Source organism: Pseudomonas sivasensis (assembly GCF_013778505.1).
Taxonomy (GTDB): domain Bacteria; phylum Pseudomonadota; class Gammaproteobacteria; order Pseudomonadales; family Pseudomonadaceae; genus Aquipseudomonas; species Aquipseudomonas sivasensis.
This window is the reverse complement of the sequence record NZ_JAAOWU010000012.1, coordinates 92705-115253: the sequence shown is the minus strand read 5'-3', so window position 1 is coordinate 115253 and position 22549 is coordinate 92705. Positions and strand designations below refer to the sequence as shown.

At 61.3% G+C, this 22549-nt stretch carries 17 protein-coding genes; 10 read left to right on the top strand and 7 right to left on the bottom strand.

What is annotated here, in order from left to right; translation table 11 throughout:
* Positions 1–3 precede the first annotated feature (3 nt).
* The 4 genes from G9Q84_RS19530 to G9Q84_RS19515 form a co-directional block, all read right to left on the bottom strand.
* Positions 4–954, bottom strand: coding sequence for an ABC transporter permease (locus tag G9Q84_RS19530; RefSeq protein WP_181643922.1), 951 nt, complete (start codon positions 952–954; stop codon positions 4–6).
* Positions 951–2564, bottom strand: a complete 1614-nt coding sequence (locus G9Q84_RS19525; RefSeq protein ID WP_181643960.1) for an ABC transporter substrate-binding protein — start codon at positions 2562–2564, stop codon at positions 951–953. The genes G9Q84_RS19530 and G9Q84_RS19525 overlap by 4 nt, the downstream gene beginning before the upstream one ends.
* Positions 2565–2608: 44 nt before the next feature.
* Positions 2609–5041 (bottom strand): TonB-dependent receptor plug domain-containing protein, encoded by a 2433-nt coding sequence (locus G9Q84_RS19520; protein ID WP_181643921.1) that lies wholly within the window; start codon positions 5039–5041, stop codon positions 2609–2611.
* A 223-nt stretch (positions 5042–5264) separates the two neighbouring features.
* Complete coding sequence (locus tag G9Q84_RS19515) at positions 5265–5681, bottom strand: VOC family protein (RefSeq protein WP_181643920.1); 417 nt, start codon at positions 5679–5681, stop codon at positions 5265–5267.
* A gap of 196 nt (positions 5682–5877) precedes the next feature.
* On the opposite strand from G9Q84_RS19515, the gene feaR reads away from it, so the two are divergent.
* From feaR to G9Q84_RS19480, 7 genes are all read left to right on the top strand, one after another.
* The gene (gene feaR / locus G9Q84_RS19510) at positions 5878–6819 is read left to right on the top strand and encodes a transcriptional regulator FeaR (protein WP_181643919.1); all 942 of its coding nucleotides are present in this window, start codon (positions 5878–5880) and stop codon (positions 6817–6819) included.
* 130 nt (positions 6820–6949) lie between these two features.
* On the top strand, positions 6950–9064 hold the full coding sequence (locus G9Q84_RS19505; protein WP_181643918.1) for a PQQ-dependent dehydrogenase, methanol/ethanol family: 2115 nt from the start codon (positions 6950–6952) through the stop codon (positions 9062–9064).
* An 87-nt stretch (positions 9065–9151) separates the two neighbouring features.
* Positions 9152–10006 (top strand): transporter, encoded by an 855-nt coding sequence (locus G9Q84_RS19500; protein WP_095184865.1) that lies wholly within the window; start codon positions 9152–9154, stop codon positions 10004–10006.
* A gap of 132 nt (positions 10007–10138) precedes the next feature.
* Positions 10139–11401, top strand: a complete 1263-nt coding sequence (locus tag G9Q84_RS19495; RefSeq protein ID WP_122681547.1) for a serine hydrolase domain-containing protein — start codon at positions 10139–10141, stop codon at positions 11399–11401.
* 117 nt (positions 11402–11518) lie between these two features.
* A complete protein-coding gene (locus G9Q84_RS19490; RefSeq protein ID WP_032891335.1) occupies positions 11519–12856 on the top strand; it encodes an alginate export family protein in 1338 nt (445 codons plus the stop codon).
* A 39-nt stretch (positions 12857–12895) separates the two neighbouring features.
* The gene (locus G9Q84_RS19485) at positions 12896–13999 is read left to right on the top strand and encodes a polyamine ABC transporter substrate-binding protein (RefSeq protein ID WP_122753234.1); all 1104 of its coding nucleotides are present in this window, start codon (positions 12896–12898) and stop codon (positions 13997–13999) included.
* A 44-nt stretch (positions 14000–14043) separates the two neighbouring features.
* Positions 14044–14532, top strand: coding sequence for a DUF3237 domain-containing protein (locus G9Q84_RS19480; protein ID WP_032891339.1), 489 nt, complete (start codon positions 14044–14046; stop codon positions 14530–14532).
* A 704-nt stretch (positions 14533–15236) separates the two neighbouring features.
* Here the strand turns inward: G9Q84_RS19480 and G9Q84_RS19475 are convergent.
* Together G9Q84_RS19475 and G9Q84_RS19470 are read right to left on the bottom strand one after the other, a co-directional pair.
* Positions 15237–15848 carry a TetR/AcrR family transcriptional regulator gene (locus tag G9Q84_RS19475; RefSeq protein WP_032891341.1) on the bottom strand — a complete coding sequence of 204 codons (612 nt, stop codon included), beginning with the start codon at positions 15846–15848 and terminating at the stop codon, positions 15237–15239.
* 95 nt (positions 15849–15943) lie between these two features.
* A complete protein-coding gene (locus G9Q84_RS19470; RefSeq protein ID WP_181643917.1) occupies positions 15944–17686 on the bottom strand; it encodes a sigma-54-dependent Fis family transcriptional regulator in 1743 nt (580 codons plus the stop codon).
* A gap of 269 nt (positions 17687–17955) precedes the next feature.
* On the opposite strand from G9Q84_RS19470, the gene G9Q84_RS19465 reads away from it, so the two are divergent.
* From G9Q84_RS19465 to G9Q84_RS19455, 3 genes are all read left to right on the top strand, one after another.
* Positions 17956–19431 carry a benzaldehyde dehydrogenase gene (locus tag G9Q84_RS19465; protein ID WP_122753237.1) on the top strand — a complete coding sequence of 492 codons (1476 nt, stop codon included), beginning with the start codon at positions 17956–17958 and terminating at the stop codon, positions 19429–19431.
* A 44-nt stretch (positions 19432–19475) separates the two neighbouring features.
* Positions 19476–20243 (top strand): coniferyl-alcohol dehydrogenase, encoded by a 768-nt coding sequence (locus G9Q84_RS19460; protein WP_181643916.1) that lies wholly within the window; start codon positions 19476–19478, stop codon positions 20241–20243.
* An 81-nt stretch (positions 20244–20324) separates the two neighbouring features.
* Positions 20325–21272: a SphA family protein gene (locus G9Q84_RS19455; RefSeq protein ID WP_032891347.1), complete on the top strand. Its 948-nt coding sequence runs from the start codon at positions 20325–20327 to the stop codon at positions 21270–21272.
* Here G9Q84_RS19455 and mhpT read toward each other — a convergent pair.
* Positions 21250–22482 (bottom strand): 3-(3-hydroxy-phenyl)propionate transporter MhpT, encoded by a 1233-nt coding sequence (gene mhpT, locus G9Q84_RS19450; protein ID WP_338104104.1) that lies wholly within the window; start codon positions 22480–22482, stop codon positions 21250–21252. The genes G9Q84_RS19455 and mhpT overlap by 23 nt on opposite strands.
* Positions 22483–22549: the final 67 nt, after the last annotated feature.

The following is a 22549-nucleotide window of genomic DNA, read 5'->3' as shown; positions in this document are numbered from 1 at the left end:
GGTCTAGGACACCTTTGGCGTGTGGGAAATGCGCGGGTCGAGCCAGGGGTACAGCAAGTCCACCAGCAGGTTCACGAGGACGAAGGCTGCCGCCGACACTGCAACGATGGCCAACACCACCGGAATGTCCTGGCGCATTACGGCTTCCTGGGCCAGGCGGCCGATGCCGGAACGGGCGAAGATGGTTTCCACCAGCACCGCGCCGGACACGGTATTGCCCACCTGTAGGCCGATCAGGGTGAGGATGGGCAGCGCGGCATTCCTGAACCCATGGCGTGCCTGCACCTGGGCCCGGCTCAGGCCCTTGGCGTAGGCGGTGACGATATAGGCCTCTTTCCACACGCCCTGGAAGCTGCGTTGCAGCACTTGGGCGTACACCGCGGCACTTGGGATCGCCAGGGTGATCGCCGGCAACACCAAGCTTTCGAAGCCACGGGTGCCGGTCGCGGGAAACCAACCCAGGCCAAACGCAAACACCTGGATCAGCAACAAACCCATCCAGAACACCGGCACCGAAAAGCCCAGGGACGGCAAGCGCGCCAGTGCTTTTTTCAGGGGTTGCCAACGGATATACGCGGTGAGGTACGCCAACCCAATGCCGCCGAGCAGCGACAGCACAATCGCCAGCCCCGCCAGGGACAGCGTCTGTGGCAGGCGCTCGGCGAGCAACTCGGCCACCGGGCGGTTGAGTGACAATGACTGCCCAAAGTCACCGCGCAGCGCGCCCAGCAGCAGGTCGATGTATTGCTCAAACAGACCTTTATCCAATCCGTAATAGGCCCGCGCCTTGGCCAGGTCTTCCACCGACAGCGCGTCGGCTTCCATGCCGGACGCACTGAGCATGATCGACAAGGTGTCGCCGGGCAGCAGATAGAGGATGAAGTAGGTGATGCTGTAGGCCCCCCAAAGCACCAGCAGCGCCTGGCCGACCCGGCCAATCAGGTAACGACTCATGGCGCGGCGACCTCGATATCACCCAGCAGTGCAAAACCTTCGGCGGTCCAGCGGAAGTTTTTCACCTTGGCCGACGTTGCGGCCTGCCACACGCGCTCATACACCGGGAACGCCGAGCCTTCATCCACCAGCAGGTCTTGCAGGTTGCCGTAGGCCGCTGCGCGTTGTTGGCTTTGGGTGGCGGTGATGCCTGCATCGAACAGGCCTTTGGCAGCGTTCAGCACCGCCGGTTCGTAGAGGTTGGTGGCCAGGGTCGAGCTGTTGGCGGTGCGTGGGTCGAGGATGGTTTGCAGGATGATCGGGTCGGCGCGGGTCATGTAGGTGCTGGTCAGGTCATAGTTGCCGGCCGAGTTGTTGGCGACCCATTCGGCACGGGTGACCACGTTGAGTTTGACCTCGATACCGACCTTGCGCAGTTGGTCCTGGAGCAGCACGTCACCGGCGGTTTCGGATGGGGTGATGTTGTAGCTCAGGCTCAGGCGCTTGCCGTTTTTCTGGCGGTAGCCGTCCGCGCCCTTGGCCCAGCCGGCCTGGTCCAGCAGCTGCCCCGCGCCTGCCGGGTCGTAGGCCAACTTGGCACCCTGGCTCTTGAAATAAGGCGTAGTGACGTCGTAGATGCCGTCCACCACCGGAAATTCGGCGTTGTAGACGGTGCTGGCGTAGCTCTTGCGGTCGATGGCCTTTTGCAGGGCCAGGCGGACTTGCTTGTCGCTCAGTGCACGCCCATCACGGGTGTTGGGATACAGGTTCAGGGCCGGCCCCGGCAGCGAACGGCTCTGGATGGTGGCGCCCTTGGACTGGAACAGCTTCAGGTCCACCTCGGAGAACGGGTTGCGCGGCCACAGGATGTCGGCCTTGCCTTGCAGGAACAGGCCGTTGCGCACGCTTTCCTCGGGGATGTAGCTGATGTCCACCGCATCCAGGTGCGCTTCGCCCTGGTTCTTCATATTCGCCGAAGCCCAGGCGTAACCCTTGCGCTTGGTCAGGTGCGCGCCGACTTCCGGGGTGTAGCTGGCCAGCACGAACGGCCCGGTGCCGATGATCTTGCCCAACGAGCGCTCTTTGGCGCTGAGTGTGTAAGAGGCCGGCGCGAGGATCGACAGGTTGGTGGTGGACGTGGCTTGCAGGAAGCCGGCGTTGGGCTTGGCCAGTACCAGTTTGACGGTCAGGTCATCCACCACTTCGGCGTGGTCGAACCCCGCCAGGTAGGTGGCGCCAAAGGTGGCCGGCAACTCGGTGGCTAACGCCTTGTTGCTGTCGAAGGCGGTTTTGACCGCCACCGCATTGAAGCGCTCGCCGTTGCTGAAGGTGACGTTGTCGCGCAAGTGGAAGGTATAGGTGAGCGCGTCGTCACTGACTTCCCAGCTTTTGGCCAGCCAGGGAATGATCTTGCCGGTCTCCGGGTCTTGATCGGTAAGGGACTCGGCGACATTGCGCAGCAGCACGCGGTGTTCCAGCCAATAGACCTGGAACGGGTCGACGCTGACCAGGGTGGTGTTGTCGCCAAAAAAGGCGATGTTCAGGGTCTTGCCGGCCTGGGCGTCACTGCCCGAAGGCGAGCAGGCGGCCAGGCTAATCGCCAGGGCGCACGGGGCCAATAGACGGCTCATCAAGTTGGAGGTGTTCAATGGGATGCCCTCGTATGGCGATTGGCTTAGAAGTCGTAGGCCAGCTTGGTGTACCAGTAGCCGCCGCCGGGGTAGAACGGCGGGTTGCCGTAGGGCGCCAGGCCCAGGTTGCTGTAGACGGCGTGCCGGTCTGGGCGCACGTCGAAGATGTTGGTGCCGCCGATGCTCACGGTGATCTGGTCGACGAAGGTGTAGCTGACGTCGAGGTCGGTGATCCATTTGGCGCCGAAGCTGCGGTCGCCCGTGGGGTTGACCGCCAAGGTCTTGACCGCGCCGTAGCGGCTGGTTTGCAGGTTCACTGCCAGGTCCTCGACCTTCCAGTTGGCGCCCAGGATCCATTTGGTCTTGGGCGAGGCTTCGGTCAGGTCGCCTTCGCGGTCGCGGCCTACCAGGGTGACGCCGGAGTTGGCCAGCACACTCGGGGTATCGCGGTTGCCTTCGATAGTGGTTTTGTTCCAGTTGAAACCCAGGCTCCAGCGCACATCACCCCAGGCATCCAGCGGCGTGGTGTGGTCGGCGACCACGTCCAGGCCACGGGTGCGGGTATCGAAAGCGTTGGTGTAGTAGTTGACCCAAGTGCCGGAGGGCACGCCTTGGGCGGTGAGGATGCCGTTGATCACGCCATTGCCTTGGTCGTAGATGTTGCTGGTCAAGGCGATACGGTCGTCGATGTCGATCAGGTACGCGTCAGCGGTGATGCTGGTGCGCGGTGCCGGTTGCCAGGTCAAGCCCAGCCCGAGGTTGCGTGATTTCTCCGGCTTGAGGTCATCGCCACCCAAGGCTTTGGCCAGGTTGCTGCCCGACGGGGTCAGGCGGGTGACGGCAGGCACCACGTTGCCGTTCACGTCTACGGCGACTCGGTTGTCGGCCACGGTGTAGCCGATCTGGGTCAGGGATGGCGCACGGAAACCGGTGCCGACGGTGCCGCGCACGGCCACGCTGTCGGTGAGTTCGTAGCGCGAGTTCACTTTCAGGCCGAAGGTGTTGCCTGAGTCGTCGTCGTAATGTTCGACACGCCCGGCGACGTCGAGAAACCAGCGCTCGGTCAGGTCAAAGCCTAAATCCAGGTAGCCGGCGTAGTTGTTGCGGATCAGGCTGACTTCATCTTCCGGGCGAATCGTCACCGCCGCCTGAGCGCCCGATGCCGCCGGGTAGGTCCCGGTGATATAGGCCTCGGGGTCGCCGGCGAACGTGCTGAAGTGTTCCCAGCGATGTTCCAGGCCGGCCGACACCTGCACCGGCGAAGTCAGGTTAAACAAACTGTCGTAGCGGCGAGTGAAGTCCAGGTTGTTGACCCACTGCTCAAAGCGGAAGGTGGCCAGGTTGTCGAATTTGGTCGGTGAGGCGGTGCCCAGGGACGGGTTGATGTTGAGGTCGCTGGAGTGGTGGACATTGTTGCGCCCGTAGGTGGTGCTCAGGTCCCAGTTCCACTCGGCCGCTTGGCCCTTGCCGCCGAACAGTAGCTGGTAGTCGCGGTCCTTGATGTTGTTCAAGGGGTAGTAACCGTCCGGGAACACCTCGGGCACGGCGGCGCGGCCGGTGGGCAGGCGGAAGTAGTTGGCCGCCTCGGCATCACGCTCGCCGTAGGTGGAGAACGAGTAGAGGGTCAGGTCTTCCAGGGGTAGTTCGGCGTTGTAAGCGAGGTTGAAGGCCTTGAGGTCCGGGTCGCCGTTCTTGATTGCCACACGGTCCCAGGCGGCTTCCTTGGCCGGATCGTTGAAGGCCCTCACGCTGCCGTCGGCCTTGTCGTTCCAAGAGGCTTCGCCGCGTTTGCGTGCATCGGCGGAGAGGTGGAAAAAGCCGCCGTCGCCCAGCTTGAAACCCTGGTCGCCGGCCACCTTGATTGTTTCGCCCTGGCCGGAGAATAACTGGCCGTAACTGGTTTCCAGGTGCCCGCCGCTGTTGCCGGTCTTGAGGATGATGTTGATCACCCCGGCCACCGCATCGGAACCGTACTGGGCGGCAGCGCTGTCTTTGAGCACTTCAATATGGTCCACCGAGCTGACCGGGATCAGGTCGATATCCACCGCATTCGCGCCGCTGTTGTCGATGGACCCGCGCTGACCGGTGGCGCCGTTGTGGCGACGTTTGCCGTTGACCAGCACCAGCGTGTAGGCCGGGCCGAGGCTGCGGTTACTCAGTGGGCGAGTCACCGAGTTGTAGCCGGCGATATTGGTGCCGAAGTTGAACGACGGCAGCAATTTGGCAATCGCTTCGGACAATTCGGCGCGACCGGTCTTGAGCAGTTGCTCGCTGTTGATCACATCGATCGGCGCCGGGCTGTCGGCCACGGTGCGCTCCTGGCCACGCAGGCCGGTGGAGATCACGGTGACGGTGCCGAGTTGGGCGTCTTCCGTCGCGGCTTCGGCGAAGGAGGGCGCAGTGGCGAGCAGCAGGGAGCTGGTCAGCAGTGACAGGTGAAAGTTCTTGAGGGGCAGCGGGGAGGTGAGGTCTGGCATGTCGAGATCGGTCCATTTAGCCTGATATCAGGCTCCTGGTGGTCGGGGGTACGTCCTCCGCCAGGTATGGGGTCGGTCTGTGAAGTGAAGATATTCCTATAAAAAACCCGAGGGAAAGTCTTTTTTGGAATAAGCTAATTATTAGATATTGTCATTATGTGGTTTTTTAAGATCATCTATTTTTATGATGTTGTGTCACGGGGGCGGCGGGGCCGAGCCTGCATCAAGGCTGCACAGCCGGGCCCTTCAACTCGATTTGATTACCGTCCGGGTCATTGAAATAGAGCGACCAGCCTGTGCCCTCTGCGCCATAGCGCATCTCGGCTTTTTCAGCGGATATTCCCGCGTCAGCCAAGTGGCCGAGAATGGCCTGCTCATCGAACGGCTCGACCCGCAGGCAAACGTGATCGACGTTGTGCCCTTGCTTGCCCGCCGGCTTCCCGCCTTGGCGTCCGATGGAGCCATTCACGTCCACCAAGTCGATCATGGATGCCCCAGCGCTCAGGTGAATCAGGCCCAGGTCTTCCCGGCGCTTTTTGACCTCACATCCCAGCACCGAGGTATAGAAAGCCAGGCTGCGCTTGATGTCCTGCACCCGCAGAACCACATGGTCGAGGCGTTGAATTGAAAAATTGCGCATAACCACCACTCCTGTTTCAGCCTTGATTTTAGTACCCGGGCAGTGTGTGTCACGGGTGATTTGAGGTCAAAAGCAATAGCGCGACGGTCTTGGAACGGCCGGTTGCTCACGCGCATCAAGCCCAGCCCGCTTGCACCCGGAAAAAATAGATAATATGTTAACGGTATAACTATAAATAACCTGTGGGAGCGAGGATATGCCTGCCTTGTTGAGCACTCGTGAGGCGTTCGCCAACTGGAACCGCGACTTGCGTACGGTGTGCGGTAATTTCAGCACAGCCCTGTCCGAACAGCACACACTGTTTATCGGCAACGTCCACGCTCAGGATGTGTGCGGCCTGGAGTTGGCCCATATCCGCACCAATGCAGGATTGATCAGCCGCCATCGCACCTCGGGTGACGGCGATGACGATCGTCACTGTTTTCTCATTCTTCAGAGCAGCGGCCACCAGCGCATCCGCGGGCAAAATCACGTGATTGAATTAGGGCCTGAAGACATCGCCCTGGTGGACTCGGCCCAGGCCTTCGACATAGAGCCGCGAGGGCTGGTGCAGAATATCTCGATTCACCTGTCACGCCAGGAAGTCAGCCATCAGCTTGGCCCGCAACCGCTGTTTGGCAAGCTCGCGCGCAACAGTGTCGCCACTCACATGATTCGCGCTCTGGTGCGTTCGTTGGGTGACGTTGCGTTGAGCGGTGACTCCGGCGGCAGGAGCGATGGGCCCGCGCTGGAACATGCATTAATCCGGTTGGCTGTCGCTGGCCTGGATGAACGCACCGACGGGCAGCCCGCCTTTGCCTGCGTGGGTCATGATGATCTGTATGGCTTGGCCACCCGCCTGGTTGAGTCTTCCCTGCAAGAGGCTGAGTTGGGCCCTGACTATCTGGCGCGGCAGTTGAACGTCTCTGTCCGCCAGCTCTATCGGTTGTTCGAGCAGCGCCACGAAAGCATCTCTCGCTACATTCAGCAGCGCCGCCTGGAGCGGGTGGCCCAGGATCTGCGCTGCCAGGATCTGCGCCATGAATCCATCACTCAGATCGCCTTTAAATGGGGTTTTGTCGACGCCGCGCATTTCAGCCGCGCGTTCAAGCGTCATTTTCAGCACGCCCCTCGGGATTTTCGCCAGCACGCTACGTAAGTGCGCGCCTGGCAGAGAATGCCAAGCGCTTTGGCAGCGTCAGTCAAGTCGCGCAGCGCGCCAAGTCCTCTAATAAGCTTGCCTGGGCTGGGGGTGACACCGAGCCGCTTATCGCTGGAGAAAAATAATAATGAGATTACGCAGCCTGTTGCCAGGCATTCCCTTACTGATGGCTACGTTCTGCTCTGTTGTGTGGGCGGGCCCGGCGCAGGTCGATGGCCAGCGAATCATCGCGGCCGACCAGGAGCCCGGCAATTGGATGAGCCACGGTCGCACCTATGACGAGCAGCGTTACAGCCCACTGGACAGCGTCAATGCCGGCAACGTCGCACAGCTGGGCTTGGCGTGGACGACCAAGCTGGATATCGACAGCGGCACCGAGGCCACGCCGCTGGTGGTCGATGGTGTGATGTACACCACCGGCGCCTTCAGCATCGTGTATGCCATCAATGCCGCCACCGGTGAGTTGCTGTGGAAATACGACCCGAAAGTGCCCGCCGAAAACCTTAGCCAGGGGTGTTGTGGGCCGGTCAACCGGGGCGTTGCGGTGTGGCAGGGCAAAGTCTATGTGGGCAGTTTCGATGGACGCTTGATCGCCCTGGATGCGGCTAATGGTCAGCCGGTGTGGAGCGTCGATACCATTATCGATCGCACAAAAAGCTATTCGATTACCGGCGCGCCCCGCATCGTCAAGGGCAAGGTGCTGATCGGCAATGGCGGCGCCGAGTTCGGCGTGCGCGGTTACGTTACGGCCTACGATGCCGACACCGGTAAACAGGTGTGGCGCTTCTATACGGTGCCGGGTGACCCCAAGCTGCCAGCGGAAAACCCCGCCATGGCCAAGGCCATGAAAACCTGGGATGGCGACGGCTGGGTGAAGTGGGGCGGTGGCGGCACGGTCTGGGACTCCATGGCCTACGATCCGCAGCTTGATCTTCTCTATGTGGGCACCGGCAATGGCTCACCCTGGAACTACCAGTTCCGCACCAATGGCAAAGGTGACAACCTGTACGTATCGTCGATTCTGGCACTGCGCCCAGACACCGGCGAATACGTGTGGCACTACCAGATCACGCCGCAGGACCAGTGGGACTTCACGGCGACCCAACACATGATCCTGGCCGATATCAAGATCGGCGGCAGCCTGCGCAAAGTGATCATGCAGGCGCCGAAGAACGGGTTTTTCTATGTCCTCGATCGCACCAACGGGCAATTGCTCTCGGCGAAGAATTTCGTCCCGGTCAACTGGGCCAGCGGTATCGACCTGAAAACCGGGCGTCCGATCCTCACCGGCGCGGCCGACTATTCCAAGGAGCCGAAAGTGGTGCAGCCGAGTTTCCTCGGCGGGCACAACTGGCACCCGATGTCGTTCAGCCCCAAGACCGGTTACGTCTACATCCCGGCCCAATACACCCTGGCCGAACTGAAAGCGGCCAAGGCGCCGATGTTCTTCTCGAACAAGTCCGTGGTGAACTTCGGCCTGGATGTGCCGGACCTGCCTGAGGACCCGAAAATCCTGAATAAAATCCGCGACGCCTGGAGCGGCGAACTGATCGCCTGGGACCCGGTAAAACAGAAAGCCGCCTGGAAGCAACCGTACATCAGCGCCGGCAACGGCGGCACGTTGGCCACGGCGGGTAACCTGGTGTTCCAGGGCACCGCCGATGGGCGCGTCGTCGCCTACCGCGCCGACACCGGCAAGCCGCTATGGGAGCATCGAGCCAATTCAGGAGTAATGGCCGGGCCCGTCACCTACACCGTCAATGGCGAGCAATATGTGGCGTTCTCTGTGGGGTGGGGCGGCATCATTCCTTTGCTGACCGGCCCATTGACCAACAAAGGCAAGGTGCGAGCAGAGTCGCGGGTGATCGCTTTCAAACTGGGCGCGCACGGGGAACTGCCTGCGCCGAAAGCCGCACCCGTCATGCCGACGACCCATCAGGCACTCACTGCAACCCCCGAGCAACTGACCCAGGCGCGCGGGCTGTTCAATGGATTGTGTGCCGGTTGCCATGGCCTCAATGCTATCAGCGGCGGTGTGGTGCCAGACCTGCGGTACCTGGATGACAACAAGCACGCGGCGTTTCCCGCCTTTCTCAGCGGGGCGCTGATCAATGGAGGGATGCCGAATTTTTCCGACATTCTTCAGCGCGAAGACATGGAATTGATCCGTCAATACCTCGTCAAGCGTACCCAGGATCTGCAAGCCGATCTCAAGGCTGGCGGACACACCACCGCGCACTGATTCCAATCCGTTTCACCTAAGCCTGGCGACTCCCCACGGAGTCGTCATGGCGAAGCTCTGCCTCCAATAAAAATAACGGGACCCGCCATGAAAATACTTAGCACTCTGACGTTCAGCGCATTGTTTGCCAGTCTGGCGCCCTTGGCCCAGGCCGATGTCAAACCCGACCCCGGCGACTACACCGCGCTGCCCCAAGGCACCGATGTGGTGGTGCTGTACCAGCAGAATCCGCGAGGGGACAAGGTGTATTCCGGCGGCAAGAAAGTCGCTGACAACCTCGACCTCGACCTGACTGTCGGCGTGTTGCGATTGATCCACTTCACCGAGTTCTTCAACACAGGCTTGACCTGGGATCCACAGATTGTGATCCCCTTCGGTTATCAGAAGATCGGCGCCACCGACAGCAAAAACTCGGGGCTGGGGGATATCACCTTCGGTGGAACGGTATGGACCATCGCAGACCTTGCCAGAAATGAACACCTGGGCTGGTCGGTGTTCGTCACGGCACCCACCGGCAGCGATAAAAACCAGGGTTTTGCGTTGAGCGATAACCGCTGGGCCTTGGACTTTCAAGTCGGCTACATCAAGGGACTCACCGATAAAATCACCTGGGACGTGATCGCCGAAACGGAGTTCTACGACAAGCAGCGCGCCACCGACGCCGAAAAAGCGCCGCTATTCCAGTTGCACAACCATTTACGCTACAACTTCACCCCGGACACTTACGCCGCGATTTCGTATCGACATAACTGGGGCGCGCGCCAGACGCTTGACCATGAAACCCTCGCCACCAGCCGCAGTAACGGCACGCTCGGTTTCACTGTCGCCACGATGCTGGGCAAGCAAGTGCAGGTGATGGGGCAGCTCATGCATGACACCTCGGTGCGCGAGGGCGTGAAGATCGATAATTCGCTGCAGTTTCGCGTGGCGTACTTCTACTGACGGCAAGGTGATCGGCGGCCCGTGGCCTAGAAAGCTTTTGATCGGTTAAATCTTTTATTGACTAAAGAATATTTGCCGGTTAATTATTGCTTCGCATCTGCTCGCATGCAGAGTCATTTCCAGGGTTACACCATGGGTCAGAAAATCACGCCGTCATTGGCCAGCCTGTATGTCCAGACTGACGAGGCGTTGTCCAAGCCTCGCCTCGCACCTTTACTCATGCAGGGCTTCCCGTCAGAGCCCGAACGCCGCGTTACGTGGGACAACTGGATGCGTTCGCCCTTCAGTCAATGGGGGTTTCGCAACCTCGCACGACTGCGTCCCACCATCGACGTGCAGGCGGGCGCAGCACCTGCCAGCCCGCTCAAGGTTGCCCCGACAGCCTTGGATTCGCTGTATTTCAACAGCGAATGCGGGCTGAGCATCAGCGTTATCGATCACCTTGTGGCCAGCCAGACCGACGGGTTCCTGGTGATGCAGGGCGATACGGTGTTGTTCGAGCGTTACTTCAACGGACAGCGCGCCGGTGATCGACACATCATGTTCTCGGTGACCAAGTCGTTGATTGGGACGTTGGGTGAGCAACTGGTCACCGAGGGCGTGCTCAGACCTGAGTTGCTCGCTGCGTATTACGTCCCCGAGCTGGCCGGCAGTGCGTTTGGCGATGCCACGGTGCGTCAGTTGTTCGACATGGCGGTGGGCATCGACTACAGCGAGGTCTACGACGATCCCAACTCAGAGAGTTCGCAGTACGGTTATGCCTGCGGCTTTCAGCCGGCTCCGGCGGCTTACGCGCAATTCGCATCCCTGTACCAGTACTTGCCATCTCTCAAGAAACGCGGCAGCCATGGCGGATTTTTCCATTATGTGACCGCGACCACCGAAGCCTTGGCATGGGTTATGGAACGTGCGTCGGGCAAGGCTTGCAGTCAGATGCTGGAGACGATCTGGGAGCGCCTGGGTTGCGACCGTGACGGCTACTTCATGGCCGACGCCTGGGGACGCAATGTGGCGGGCGCAGGCTTCAGCGCCACCTTGAGGGACATGGCGCGTTTCGGTCGGCTGCTGGCCAACAATGGACGCCACGAAGGGCTTGAACTGCTGTCCCCTGCGACCGTCGCCCGGATCGCCGCCGGTTCCGATCCGGCGATCTACGCGCAAAATGACGAGTTTTCCAGCTGGACGCCGGGTGCGTCCTATCGCAGCCAGTGGTACGTGTTCAACGATCACAGCCAGGCACTGATGGCCGGCGGAATTCACGGCCAGTACCTGTTCATCGACAAGCCGTCCGGCGTGGTGATCGTCAAGCAATCGTCTCTGACGGAAGCGGTCGGCCCGTTCGATGCCGACAGCGTGCGGATGCTGCGTGCCATTGCGGCCCACCTGAATCCCTGACACACGCCCAACAATAAGAGTCTTGCGTTCTATTCACCTGGCCCAGGCCAGGTGTTGGCGGCGCGCTGCGTCGCCATTGACTGCCCTGTAACAACAATAATTCCACAGGAGCTTCTTATGGTTTTCACCAAGCGTTTCTCACGAGCGCTCTTAGCGGTCGGCTTACCCCTGACCACCCACGTCGCGTTGGCGGGCTACACCTTTGAGGACGGCAATCTCAAGGGCGAAGTCAACTTCACGGCGGGTGGTGGGACGCTGTTTACCCGTGGCGTTAACTTTGGCAGTGGCCAGGTTGATGCACGCAGCGGTAAAAACGGCGGCGCGAACATCAACTGGCAAGAGCTCTACATCAAGCCCGGCGTCAAACTTGACTACGCGCTGCAGCCCGATTTCAGCCTGCTGGCGGGCGGCTCCCTGGTGGCTGCCAGCACGTTCGGCGATGGCGATGCGGGCGGCTTCACCCGCAGCTCCGACGGTAAAGCCGCGTTTGAAGAGCTCTACGCTGGTTTTCGGGCCGGCGAGTGGACCTTCACCGCAGGCCGCCAGAACTACATGATCGGCACCGGGTTCATCGTCATGGACGGCAACCTCGACCAGTACAAGGACGCCGCCTACTGGCTGGGCCCTCGAACCGCGTTCAAGGATTCGGCGGTCCTGGCCTGGAACCATGGCGCACTCAAATCCCAGGCATTCACCTTGCGCACCGACGACGATTTGGGCGACTTCCGCATGACTGGCGTCAACCTCGATTACAACGTCGATGACCAGGTGACCCTGGGGGCGATGGCCATGAAGGTCCATGCCCTGGGCCCCAGAGGCAGCACATTCCCGCGTCTTCGTGACGGGATGCAGGTCTACAACATCAGGGCGCTCAACGCCAAGGTGCCCGGTGTGCAGGCACTGACGCTGAACGCCGAATACGCCATTGAGCGCGGCAGCGGCGAGGGTGCCGACTACGATGCCAACGCTTGGTATGGCCAGGCCGACTATGCCTTCAGCACGCTGCCGCTGACACCGATCATCGGCTACCGCTACGCGAGTTTTTCCGGTGACGACAACCTCACCGACAACCGCCAGAAAGCCTGGGACCCGCTGAGCAAAGGCTTTGTCGACTGGAGCACGTGGCTTATCGGCGACGTGGTCGGTAACTACCTGCTGTTCAACAGCAACGAAAAGGTCCAGCAGTTCTCGCTCAAGACCCACCTCAGCGACACCGTGACCCTCGGCACGATTCACTATCAGTTCTGGCTGGACGAGAAGAACTACATGGGCGCGGCGGTCAGTGACCGGCGTTTTGCCGATGAGAGCGTGGTTTTCCTCGACTGGACGCCCACGCCGTCGTTCTATACATCGCTGTCCTACAACTGGGTCAAGCCACTGGCCGCTGCCAAGCAAGTCTTTGGCGATGACCAGAGGTTCAGCGCGCTGGAATTGTATTTCACCTATCGCTACTAAGTGCCGCGAGCCATCGTGGCCGCGCTGGAGTGTTTAATCATGAACAGGTTTTTGCGTCACACCTTGCTGGGCACTGTCGCCTCCCTTCTGATCAGTGGCTTTTGCCTGGCGGAAGAACGGACCGTACGGATCTACAACTGGATCGAATACCTGCCGCCGGAAGTGCTCAAGAGCTTCCAGGAAGAAACCGGTATTCGCCCGATTTATGACGTGTTCGACAGCGCTGAAACCATGGAGTCCAAGCTGCTGACGGGCAACTCCGGGTACGACGTGGTCTTCCCCGGCACTGCCAACCTGGGGCACCTGATCACCGCCGGTGCCGTCCAGCCCCTGGACCGCAAGCAGTTGCCGAACTGGGAGCATCTGGACCCGCAGTTCATGCAGTCCCTGGAAGCGGTGGGTGACACTGGCAATCGCTACGCCGCACCTTACCTGTGGGGCACCACGCTGATCGGCTACAACGTCGACAAGGTGCGCAAGGCCCTGGGGCCCGACGTAAAGATTGACACCTGGGACATCATCTTCAAGGAAGAAAACCTCGCCAAACTCGCCACTTGCGGCGTGGGTTTCCTCGACGCAGGCAACGAAATCGTGCCCATCGCCTTGCACTACAAGGGCCTGGACCCCAACAGCCAGAAGCGCGAGGACTATGCGCAGGCCCAGGCGGCGATGATGAAAATCCGTCCCTACATCACCTATTTCAACTCATCGCGCTACGGCATGGACCTGGCCAACGGTGATATCTGCGTCGGCGTGGGCTGGTCCGGTGGTGTCGCGCTGGCCAAGCAATTGGCGGATGCCGCCGGCAAGGGCGTCAAGGTCGAGATGGCCTTGCCCAAGGAAGGCGCGCCGATGTGGTCGGACGTGATGATGATCCCGGCCAATGCCCCCGACGTGGCCGAGGCCCATGCGTTCATCAATTACATCCTGCGTCCGGAAGTGATTGCCCGCATCAGCAACAAGATCGGCTACCCCAACCCGAACAAGGACGCCACTGCACTGGTAGACGCCAATATCCGCGACAACCCCAACATGTATGTGCCGGAGCAAGTGCGTAAGACGTTGTTTGCCCTGGAGCCGATTCCGCCTGCGATCGAGCGAATCCGTACGCGCACCTGGACCAACATCAAGACCAACCGCTGATCCCCTGCGACCCGGTGCGTGCGCGCCGGGTTTGGAGTTGTGCCATGAGTGAGCATTTGGACTTGATGGACGTTGCGCCTAATTTGCAGCGCGTGCTGACGTTGCGCGTGGCCATAGGGCGTGGGGTGATGCTGGGCGACAGTGTTGACGGTTTGCGCTGCAACTACCCGATTGTGGGGGGGGATTTCGAGGGGGTAGGTATTCGCGGTCAGGTGCTGGCGGGCGGCGAGGATTTGTTTGTTCTGCGCCCGGATGGGCTGGGTCAACTGGACGCTCGCTATAGCCTCAGGACTGATCAGGGAGAGCTGATTAATCTGCGTAATCGGGGGGTTCTGAACATGACGGAGTATGGGCGTCAGTTGGAGCGTGAGGGGCAGTGGCCGATTCCCGAGACGGAGTATCGGTGTACCTGCACGCCGGTGTTTCAGGTGCCGAAGGGGCGGTTGGATTGGCTTGGGCGTGCGAGTTTTATTGGGTTGGTGCATTACCCCAGTGCTGATCAGGTGGTGGTTCGGTGTTATCGGTTTTACTGAGGGCGTTTGGTGCAGTGATGTGCGGGCTCTGTCCGGGGTACCGAGTTCGAGCGCGATGGCGGTTTGTCGGTGTACATATCCGTTATTGGGGTAACGGCGGCTATGGGTTCCGCTCTTACAGCGGGTCACTTTTTGAAGAGCGCAAAAAGTAACCAAAAACGCTTCGCCCCAACACTCGGCACCTCGCCTAGGCTCGGTGTGCCCTCACTCCGGCTTGAATCCGTGGGCCGCCGCGATGGGCCATCCATGGCCCAGCGCGGCTAACCCGGCGTCCTGCCGGGTTACCCACGGATTCAAGCCTGCGTTCGGCCAGCGTGTTTGATGGGGCGCCTGAGATCAAGATCAAAAGCGCAGATCAAAAGACCGCTGACTTCGTCAGCGAAGAGGATGTAAGGGCCGGATCAAAAGCAGGGCAAAAGCAGAGCAAAAGCAGACTGAGACCTATCTGTCTGATCTATGGAGATCAAAATGTGGGAGGGGGCTTGCTCCCGATGGCGGTGTGTCAGCCAACAGAGCTGTAACTGACCCACCGCCATCGGGAGCAAGCCCCCTCCCACGCGGTTACCAGAGGACACGAGACAAAAATCCGGTCGGCTCTAAGGCCGTTGCGCACCCCAGCGCGGGACAAGCCCGCTCACCACAGAGTGAGGCGTCAACCTGTAAGAATCGTGCAGATAACCATGCTCATGGGGGCAACCCCTCAGTCAGGCCTGCATGCCATAAAACACCAGCTCCGTAATACGCCTGACCTGCGTGGAGTGCGCTTCTATATCCGGGTGCTCCTGATTCACCAGTCTGAACAGTTGCAGGTGTGAGTAATCGTTCAGTAAAAACGCAGCCATTTCCACGTCCAGTTGCGGGCGTAGCTTGCCGGCCAGTTGCAGTTCGCGCAGCAGTTGGCTGATCTCAGCCCTGAGTGCGTCGTTCATCGCGCGATAGCCGGCGGGGAGTTCGTTGGTGCCGCCGAACAGGATCAGTGGCAGCAATTCCCGCCACAGGCTGGGGTGCATGACTTCCAGGGCGTAGCCGGTCAGCAGCCGTTCAAGGTGGCACAGCGCGTCAACCGGATCTTCGATTTCCTGGATCAGGCGGCGAGTGTCGGTGATCGCGCGTTGATCAGCGTGGTGCAGGATTTCCAGGATGATTTCCTGTTTGTTGCCGAAATACTTGAACACCGTGGGCGCCGATACGCCAGCCTGGCTGGCGATCTGTTCGATGGTGGTGTTCTGGAAACCCTGGCGCTCAAACAGTTCGATGGCCGCCTTGCTGATGGCTTGTCGGCGTTCGGCTTTCTGACGTTCACGCAGTCCGGTCACGGGTGCTCCTGGTCACGATTCAAAGGGGGCTCGGTACCCGTGCAAAATACTTAATCGGATAAAACATTTAAAGCACTCATTTTCAGGCAATCCCTTCAAGGCTGTTGCCGCTGGTGCTTCTTCAGCCGATAGGCAAACTGAGCACGGCTAAGCCCCACGAGCCTGGCGGCGGCGGCGAGGTTGCCGGCGTTCTGTTGCAGCGCTTCGGTGATCAGGCGTGATTCAAGGCCCTCGATGGAAAACCCCTGGTCCAACTGCCCAAGGGTGTCCAGCAGTGCTGGGCGCTGCAAAGGTGCGGTGTTTGACAGGCTGCCATGGTCGTCCAGGCCGTACGGATCCGCCGGCAGTGGCTCGTTGCGAAACAGGTGCACCAAGTCGATGGCCTGGCCTTCGTCGCTGGCGATCAGGCCGCGTTCGATCAGGTTTTGCAGTTCGCGCACGTTCCCTGCGAAGTCGTAGCGCAGCAGGACTTTAAGGGCGCGCATGGTCAGGCCCACGGGTGTACGGGCGTACTCCTGGCAGAAGCGGGTGAGGAACGCGTTGATCAACAGCGGGATATCATCGCGGCGTTCACGCAACGGCGGCAGGGCGATGGGGTAGACATTCAGCCGGTAGAACAGGTTTTCGCGAAAGGTGCCGTCAGCCACCGCTTTGCGCAGATCGATATTGGTGGCGGCCACTACCCGCACATCCACCGTGATGCCGCGTATGCCTCCGACGCGTTCGATCTCGCGCTCCTGCAACGCCCGCAGCAGTTTGCTTTGACCGGCCAGGCTGAGGCTGGTGATTTCATCCAGAAACAACGTGCCGCCCTGGGCCCGTTCAAAACGCCCGGGCCGTGAGTGGGTGGCGCCGGTGTACGCGCCGCGTTCAACCCCGAAGAGTTCAGCCTCGATCAGGTTGTCCGGGATGGCCGCGCAATTGAGCGCCACGAACGGGCTGTCGTGGCGACGGCTGAGTTGATGTAACTGGCGCGCAAACATTTCCTTGCCCACGCCGGACTCCCCGCTGATCAGCACGGTGGCGGGCGTCTGCGCGACGCGTTGCAGGGCCTGCATTGCTGCGTTGAACGCGGCACTGGCGCCCACCAAAGGTCGGGGTGCGCTGGTGCTGGCAAGGCGGTCTACCGGGCTGTGGCGCGCACAGGCGTCGGCGGTGTGGGTGACGGTCGAGGACACGTTCAGGTAGCGCAAGTCCTGCTCAACATCACCCCATTGTTCAGCGGTCTTACCGATCACCCGGCAACTGCTGTGGCCCATGCCTCGGCACTCTACTTCGCGAAAGATCACCAGTTGCCCGAACAGGCCACTGACAAAACCGATGGCGTAGCCGGTCTCCGTCCAGCACACAGGGTCCTGGCCGATGCCGTAGGCGCCCACATGCTCATCGGCCTCGCAGGAGTGGTGCCAGAGAAACTCGCCTTCATAAAAGCCCGAGTCGGCGTCGAACTTGAAATGCAGCGGCTCGACCTTGGTCATGCCTTCCAGGGTGTGCAGGTGCGTCCCGGCACGAAACACCGCAGCGGCATCAGCGTTTGGCCAGCGCTCGCGGATCAGCCGGGCATCCCGCGCTCCGGAGGCATAGCCGGTACGGGTGAACAGACCGCGCGCCTGCTCCAGCCCCAGACGCTCGATGACTTCCCTGCGCAGGGCGCCGAACGAGGAACTGTGCAGCAGCAGCATGCGTTGGTCGTTGAGCCAGATCCTCCCGTCTTCGGGAGAAAAAAACAGGCAGTCGGTCAGTTCCGCAGGCGTCGGCGAGCTGCTGTCGCTGAGGTGGCGACTGTCGCCGCGCGGATGATAGGGCGCGGTGGCTGGCGCGCTGTGGGGGTTAGTCATTGTTATGCCCCTGCAAAGCGAATGAACGATATGAGTAACTGCTCAGATAGTTACTAAACATAACCTTATCAATTGAACAAGTGCCAGGCCCCTGGTTTTTGCGGCCGATGGGCGAGTGGTCAATGGGCGGCACGTGTCAGGCCCCGGTCCAGAGCCCTCGGCGGTTTATGTCTGCGTCAGCACGTGCAAGCGGCACAGCCTTTGCTCAAGGCCAAATGCGGCGTTTGCACTTGTGCAGGCGATGACAATTACAAGAACCGGGAGTTGCCATGTCAGTGTCTGAAACCACCCACCTGTTACAGCGGGCCCTTGAGTCCGAATGCCTGTTTAACGGCGATTGGATACCCGCTTCGGGATCCGTGAGCCCCGTGATCGAACCCGCCACCGGCGAGCCGCTGCTGCGCTGCGCCATGGCCAGCCCGGCCGATGTCGCCCTGGCCAGTCGCAGCGCGGCCCTGGCCCAACCGGCGTGGGCCGCACTCGGTCCACGGGAGCGCGCCGAGGTGTTTCGCAAGGCGGCCGACGTCGCCGAGCAGTCTTTCGCCGAACTGGCGCTGTACGTCGCGCGGGAAACCGGGGGCGCGCTGTTCAAGGGCGAACACGAAGTGCGCGAGGCGATTGTGCTGCTGCATCAGGCGGCGGGCTTGTTGTCTCAACCCCACGGAGTGGTGCTGCCCAGTGCGGCGGGGCGATTGTCCTATGCTCGGCGCCAGCCCCATGGCGTGGTTGGGGTAATTTCACCGTTCAATTTCCCGCTGATACTGTCACTGCGCTCGGTGGCGCCGGCCTTGGCGGCGGGCAATGCGGTGGTGCTCAAGCCTGACCCACAGACGCCGGTCAGCGGTGGTTTTCTCATTGCCCGACTCTTCGAAGAAGCAGGCTTGCCCAAGGGCCTGCTGCACGTGTTGCCCGGCGACGCAGCGGCCGGTGAGGCGCTGTGCCGCGACCCCAATGTGCGGATGATCGCGTTTACGGGCTCCACGGCAGCGGGGCGCAAAGTCGCCGAGGTGGCCGGTCGGCACCTGAAAAAAGTCGCGCTGGAACTGGGCGGCAAGAACCCGTTGATTATTCTCGAAGACGCCAACCTCGACCTGGCCGCAAGCAATGCCGCCTGGGGCGCCTGGCTGCATCAAGGGCAAATCTGTATGGCGACCGGGTTGATTCTGGTCCATGAATCCATCGCCGCCAGCCTGACGCGCAAGTTGGTGGAAAAGGCCCGGGCGCTCACCGTGGGCAACGCCGCCCGGGGTGAGGCCGCGCTCGGCCCATTGATCAATCAACGCCAATTGCAGCGCGTGCACGAGATAGTCAGCGACAGCCTGCAAGCCGGCGCGCGGTTGGAAGCGGGCGGCGAATACGACCGGTTGTTCTACCAGCCCACCGTGCTCAGTGGCGTACGGCCGGGCATGCGCGCCTTTGAGGACGAAGTGTTCGGCCCAGTGGCCACGGTGGTCAGTTTTGCCACGGACGAGGAGGCCATCGAATTGGCCAACCGCACCGAGTACGGGCTTTCGGCGGCGATCATTTCACCCTCGGTGGGGCGCGCCATGGCCATTGGCGAACGACTTGATTGCGGCCTGCTGCACATCAACGACCAGACCGTGGCGGACGAATGCATCAACCCCTTCGGCGGGCGCGGCGCCTCGGGCAATGGCGGCAGCGTGGGTGGGCCGGCCGACTGGGACGAGTACACCCAGTGGCAATGGGTCACCGTAAAAAACACGCCGCCGACCTATCCCTTCTGAGCCCCGGCTCGCGCATGCCTATACAACAATAAGAGGGCTTGACCATGAACCTGTACCGTAAAACCTTGATCGTGACCGGCGTGGCGTCGGGCATAGGTGCGGAAGTCGCGCGATTGGCGCGCTTCCAGGGCGCCACGGTGATCGGCGTCGATCGCCATGAACCGCAGTTGACGCTTGATGGCTTTTTCCATGCCGACTTGAGCGATCCCACCAGCATCGATGCGCTGGTGGCGCGCCTGCCGCAGCAGGTCGATGCCCTGTGCAACATTGCCGGCGTGCCCGGTACGGCGCCGATGCAAACGGTGGCCGAGGTCAATTACCTGGGCCTGCGCCATCTGACTCAAGCGCTGCTGCCGCGCATGCCAGCGGGCGGCAGCATCGTCAATGTCGCTTCGGTACTCGGTGCGCAGTGGCCGCAGCGGTTGGCGCTGCACAGGGCGCTGGCGGCGACCGAAAGTTTCAGGGCCGGGCAGCAGTGGCTGGCCGCCAATCCGGTGGAGCAGGGCACCTGTTATCAGTATTTCAAAGAGGCGCTGATCGTCTGGAGCCTGCAGCAATCCCAAGGATGGTTTCGCGATCATTCGGTACGCATCAACTGCGTCGCGCCGGGGCCGGTGTTCACCCCGATTCTGGGGGATTTCGTCAGCATGCTCGGCCCGGAACGGGTGGCCCAGGACAGCCAGCGCATGACGCGTCCCGCCCTGGCCGATGAGGTGGCGTCGGTGATTGCCTTCCTCTGTTCGGACGCTGCGCGATGGATCAATGGGGTCAATCTGCCGGTGGACGGCGGGTTGGCGGCCACCTACGTGTAGGCGCTGCAGCCGCGTTAAACCCCGGGGCGGATCCACCGCGCCGGGGGTCTTGAACAACAACAAAAATACAGGACATACAAGATGCTCAAGCCAATCTTGCGGACCGTTGCGGCCTCAACATTTGTCGCACTGTCATCGACTGCACACGCTTACGACCTGCCCGGACTCAACCTGGGCAGCACCAGTTTCTACGATGGCTCGCCAGCGCCTGCCGGACCCGGTTGGTACCTGGAGGAATACCTGACGTACTCGCGCGCCAGCCGCTTCAATGACGCCAACGGCAACAAGCTGGCGCTGCCCAAGCAGGACGTGGAAGTGGTGGCGCCGACCACGCAGATCATCTACGTCGGCCAACCCCTGGCCAATGGTGCGATGCCCGGATTCACCGTGATCAACACGTCCCTGGCCCATGTGGATGTGGACGATGGTTTGAATAACGCGGCACTGAGTTCGCGGGCAGGCTTTGGCGACGTGGTCGTCGGCCCCTTCCTGCAACTGCCGACCCTGAACCGCGCCGATGGCAGCCCGCTGTTGACCCAGCGGGTCGAAGTCGATGTGGCGATCCCGGTAGGTGCCTACGATCGCAAGCGCTCGATCAACCCTGGCAGCAACTTCTGGTCATTCAACCCGTATTACGCGGCGACCTACTGGTTCAACCCGAAGTGGTCGGCGAGCGGGCGCTTCATGTACCTGTGGAATGGCAAGAATGACCAACCATCGGCCAGTTTTGGCGATGTCTCCGACACCCAGGCGGGGCAGGCGTTGCATGCCAACCTGACGTTGCAGTACGCAATCGACCAGCAGTTGAGCGTGGGCTTGAATGGCTATTGGTTGAAGCAGATCACCGACACCGAGGTAGAGGGGCATGCGGTGAGTGGTCGGCGGGAAAAGGTCTGGGCCATTGGCCCGGGCCTGGTGTACGCGTTCAACAAGGAGAATGTCCTGTCGGTGAACGCGTACTTTGAGCAGGAGGCGCAGAACCGCACCCAGGGCAATAAGCTGGTGCTTAACTGGCTGCACCAGTTCTAGACGTGGAGGTGCCGGGCAGGTTCAGTGGCGCCGCACGCACCATCACGCTGATGATGGTCAGTGCGGCGATCACCACGCCGGGAGAGGTCGCCAGCAGCACGCCGGCGGTACCGGCGCCTGCCGCAAGGAGTTGCCCGGCCGCCAGCGGCCCGGCCACCGAGCCCAGACGGCCGATGGCCACGGCCGCACCCACGCCGGTGGCGCGCACTGCCGTGGGGTAGGAGGGCGGGGCGCTGGCATACAGCACCAATTGCGCAGCCATCACGAACAACCCGGCAGCGAAACCCGCGACGGCCATGGGCACGATGCCCACCGACAGGCCGACACCGGCCAGCGCCGCCAGCAACCCGGCGTACACAAACAGCACCACTTTGAGCGCGTTGCAACGGTCCAGCAGCACGCCACCGAGCAGTGAACCGAGGGCGCCGCCGATATTGAAGAGCATCTGCACCATGCCCGCCTGGGGTTTGCTGAAACCTTGTTCCAGCAACAATGAAGGCAGCCAGTTAAGCAACATGTACATCACGGTCAGGGTGAAGAAGTAACTGAGCCACAGCGCCAGTGTGGTGCGGGCGCGACCCTCGCCGAACAGTGCCTGGCCCGTGGATGGGCGGGCGCCTGGCGTGTGATCGACCTGTTGGCGATAGGCGTTGGATTCGGGCAGCAGCAGGATCATCAATGGCACGGCCAGCAGCGGCGCCAGGCCGCCGATGATAAAGGTGGTCTGCCAGTGTTCACTGGAAAACATCGCCACCACGGCGGCCAATGCACCCCCCAGCGGTACACCGCAGTACATGACACTGATGGCGGTGCCGCGATTGCGCTCGCTCACCGCTTCGGCACACAGCGCAATCAGGTTGGGCAACGCGGCGCCCAGGCCCAGGCCGGTGAGAAAACGCACCAGCAACAGGCTTGAATAGCTCTGCACAAATGCCGTGCTCAAGGAGAACAGCCCAAACAGCAGCACTGCGATCACCAGGATTTTCTTGCGGCCGATACGGTCGGCGATCCATCCGCCAAAAAACGCTCCCGGCAGCAGGCCGATGATCCCGACACTGAATACCCAGCCGAGCATTTTCGGGTCAAGGGCAAAACTGTTGCGCAGCCCGGCAGCGGTGGTGCCGGCCGCCTGTAGATCGAAACCCTCGATCAGCGCAACGATAAAACACAAAGCGATCGTCAGCGTCGAACGACGCGATGAACTGTTCATGGGCAAACCTCGTTGTTGTTTTTGTTGTGGTGGCGAGCCTGACCGGCTGCTGGAAATTAAGATAACA